The organism is Reinekea sp., assembly GCF_982785585.1.
The window spans coordinates 1-3486 of record NZ_CEYAVF010000006.1; the positions used below are offsets into that span (position 1 = coordinate 1).

Below are 3486 nucleotides of genomic sequence, written 5' to 3' on the forward strand. Positions count from 1 at the left end.
GAGTCGCCTTCGCGAATTTCTTGCAACTCGATATCCGCAATCTGACCGATCAGGGTGCGTTGGCGAGCCTTGATTTGTGCGCTGACTGGGGTGCCAAAACCGTCGGCCGATTTTTCCAAGATCGATAAGTTAATAAAAGCCCGTTTACCGGAGCGCACGATCTGGTAGCGTGCCGCGATTTTGGGCGGTAATTCGGTGGTGTTTAAAATAATATAATGCAATTCATGGCCCGAAAAATCGACCTTCTGTTCGGCCCAGGCCAGGGTGCCGACCAGGGTCAGCAGGCATGTAATTAGGAGTTGGCGCAACATATTAGACTTCCTGTTTTTCAATATGATAGATGGCGATGGCCCCGAGCATGTTGGGCCAAAGCTTTATTTTCCAGCTTTCAACGTGATCGTGATCAACCACCGTACGTTTTAAAATATTGATGTTCTGTTCCTGACAGAGGATCTCGAAATCCTTGAAGGTGCACAGATGGATGTTGGGCGTATTGTACCAACGCAGGGGCAGGGTTTTCGACATCGGCATCATGCCGCGCAAACCCAGATACAAGCGCGCACTCCAGTGACCAAAGTTGGGAAAGGTGACAATGGCGCGCTGGCCGATCCGTAACATCTCATTGATGATCTTGTCGGGATTGGTGGTCTGCTGCAAGGACTGCGTCATGATGACCGTATCAAAGCTGGCATCATCGAGATAGCGCAGGCCGTCGTTGAGATTTTGATGGATAACATTGACCCCCCGTTCGACGCAGGTGATGATTTTTTGAGTGTCGATCTCCATGCCATATCCGGTCACCGACTTATGCTTGATGAGGTAGGCCAACATTGCCCCATCACCACAACCCATATCGAGAATGCGTTCGCCCGGCTTAATCCATTGGCTGATAAATTGTAGATCAGTGCGCATCGGGTTCTCCCGGGTGGGCGAGGAATTTCTGCAGAATACTAACGTACTCTGGAATGGGAAATAGGAACGCATCGTGCCCTTGCGGTGCGTCGATCTCCAAATAGGAGACGGGTCTTTGTGCCCGCAACAGGGCATTGACTATTTCTTTGCTGCGCACCGGGGCAAAGCGCCAATCGGTCGAAAAGGACACCACCAAGAATTTACACTGGCTCTTGCTCAGGCATTGACTCAGATCGTGATCGAAGTCGGCAGCTGGGTCGTAATAGTCGAGGGCCTTAGTCATCAGCAGATAGGTATTGGCATCGAAGGTGTCGGAAAATTGTTCACCTTGATAGCGCAGATAGCTTTCGACTTCAAATTCTATTTCATAGTTAAAATTCAGTTTGCCGGTGGCCAGGTCTCGCCCAAACTTCTCGCGCATGCTGTCGTCGCTGAGATAGGTAATATGGCCGAGCATCCGTGCCAACGCCAAGCCTTTGCGGGGCAGGGTCTGGTGTTTGAAATAGTAACCGGCGTGGAAGTCTGGATCGCTGGTGATGGCCTGACGGGCCACTTCGTTAAAGGCGATATTCTGTGCCGTTAACTTTGGTGCCGCGGCAATAATAACGCATTTTTTCAGCCGGCTCGGATAGTCGATGGACCAACGCATGGCCTGCATGCCGCCAAGGGATCCGCCGACAACCGCTTGCCAGCAGTCGATGCCCAATTGGTCGGCCAAACGTGCCTGGCTCTTGACCCAATCGCGCACGGCCATAATGGGAAACTCCGGACCAAAGGGTTCACCGGTCGAGGTGTCTATACTGATAGGACCGGTCGAGCCGTGGCAGCCGCCCAAATTGTTGAGTGACACAACAAAGTAATGGTTGGTGTCGATGGCCTTGCCGGGTCCGATACATTCATTCCACCAACCGGGTTTTTTGTCGCTCGCTTGATGGTAGCCGGCCGCATGGTGGTGGCCACTGAGGGCGTGACAAATCAGGATGGCATTGCTGCGCTGGGCATTGAGGGTGCCATAGGTTTCATAAACCAATTGATAGCTGTCTAGGGTGCGACCACTGCGCAACGGCAACGGTTCATTGAAGTAGGCAATTTGGGGTTCGACGTACCCTACGCTGTCGGCTGGTATTTCGCTTGGCATGGTGCATCTCTTAACGGGTGAATAGGTGGGAGTGCTCATGGCGCACTCCAAGGGCCGGCACTAGAGGCCGATAAAGACACCGACTGGATAGCCCAATAGGCCACCGACGTACTGCATCAGAACAACATCTTTGAGAATAATGATCACGAAAAAAGCCAGCATAAAAGACAGGTCGAGCATGCCGATTTTCAGGTTCATGCGCCGGAAAGGTCCGACGAAGGGCTCGATCATCTCCCCGATAAAATCGACAAAGGGGTTACGTTGACCCATCAGAACGAAACTCATCACCCCGACGATGATCATGGAAAATTGAATCACCGTGAGGATCAGGGCCGGGGTGGCGACAAGCCCCCAAAGCAATAGATTGGTTATCAGACCCATTGGGCTTTGGCCCGACAGCAGGATCAGCATCACGCCAAATAAGACCTGACCGATATAGACCAGCAGTAATGTGCTCACGTCCATACCACCCAATCCCGGCACAAAGCGGCGCACCGGCTTTACGAACGGGTCGGTTATCTTGACGATGGTCTGAGCCAGCGGATTGTAAAAATTGGCCCGCGCCAGCTGGGCTAGAAAGCGGGCAATAAGCGACACCAGCACGATCCCGAAGGCGGCCCTCAGCAACATAACTAATATTATCATCTAAACTCCTGTCGATCTGATGGCAGACCGGTGCTAAAACTTTCAATGTGGTGTTCCGGCTCGGGTTGCCGGTTCAGTAGCTACGAGCGATTGTGAATAAAGGCCCGCAGCAGCGCAATGGCTTTTGCCTAATGCTGCGTTTCAGTCGGTTCAGTCGGCGAGCAATTCAGCCAGTTCCTGGGACCGCTCGAAGCATGCGGTCATCGCCTTTGCAACGATCAGGTCGATATCGCTCGCCTCAAAACTCTGGATGGCGCGTTCGGTCGTACCCTTGGGCGAGCAGACCTTCTGGCACATCTGCTCCAGAGGTTCATCGGTTTCCAGGATCATCTTGGCGGCACCGAGCATGGTCTGGCCGATCAAAACGCGCGCCTGGTCTTCGCTGAGGCCCTGCACTTGCGCGGTTCGACTCATGGCTTGGGCGAAGCGGAAAAAATAGGCCGGGGCGCTGCCCGCGGCGGCGGTGACCGAATGAATCAGCGCCTCTGGATCAACCCAGCGATATTGGCCAATACCGGCAAACAGGCCCTGGGCGAATTCCTTGTGCGCCTCGGTCACACGGACATTGGCAAACAGGCCGGTGGCACCCGCCTGGACCAGTGCGGGTGTATTGGGCATGGTGCGAATAATTGCCAGCCCGCCACCAAGCCAATGGTTGATGCTGGCCTCACCGATGGCTGCCGCGACGCTCAGAATCAGCGGTTGACGCTGCTGTACCGATTCGGCCAGGGGCAGCAGCACCGACTTCATCAGTTGCGGTTTTACCGCCAAGACCAAGGCATCGCTCAAGG

Annotated in this window: 5 protein-coding genes; all 5 read right to left on the reverse strand. The window is 54.0% G+C overall.

Annotated features, from left to right (window positions below):
* On the reverse strand, positions 1–311 hold a 311-nt coding region (locus AC4FIC_RS04045), incomplete at its 3' end, for a DUF4426 domain-containing protein (protein WP_490359377.1).
* A gap of 1 nt (position 312) precedes the next feature.
* Complete coding sequence (metW, locus tag AC4FIC_RS04050) at positions 313–912, reverse strand: methionine biosynthesis protein MetW (protein WP_490359378.1); 600 nt, start codon at positions 910–912, stop codon at positions 313–315.
* On the reverse strand, positions 902–2050 hold the full coding sequence (metX, locus tag AC4FIC_RS04055; RefSeq protein WP_490359379.1) for a homoserine O-succinyltransferase MetX: 1149 nt from the start codon (positions 2048–2050) through the stop codon (positions 902–904). Before metX ends, metW begins: the two co-directional genes overlap by 11 nt.
* Positions 2051–2110: 60 nt before the next feature.
* Complete coding sequence (locus AC4FIC_RS04060) at positions 2111–2695, reverse strand: YggT family protein (protein WP_273285536.1); 585 nt, start codon at positions 2693–2695, stop codon at positions 2111–2113.
* A 150-nt stretch (positions 2696–2845) separates the two neighbouring features.
* A partial coding sequence (locus AC4FIC_RS04065; protein ID WP_476194809.1) for a pyrroline-5-carboxylate reductase family protein occupies positions 2846–3486 on the reverse strand: 641 nt, incomplete at its 5' end.

Excerpts from the sequence above, each read along its gene's own strand:
- metW (WP_490359378.1), bottom strand. The coding sequence starts at position 912 with ATGCGCACTGATCTACAATTTATCAGCCAATGGATTAAGCCGGGCGAA.
- metX (WP_490359379.1), bottom strand. The coding sequence starts at position 2,050 with ATGCCAAGCGAAATACCAGCCGACAGCGTAGGGTACGTCGAACCCCAA.
- AC4FIC_RS04060 (WP_273285536.1), bottom strand. The coding sequence starts at position 2,695 with ATGATAATATTAGTTATGTTGCTGAGGGCCGCCTTCGGGATCGTGCTG.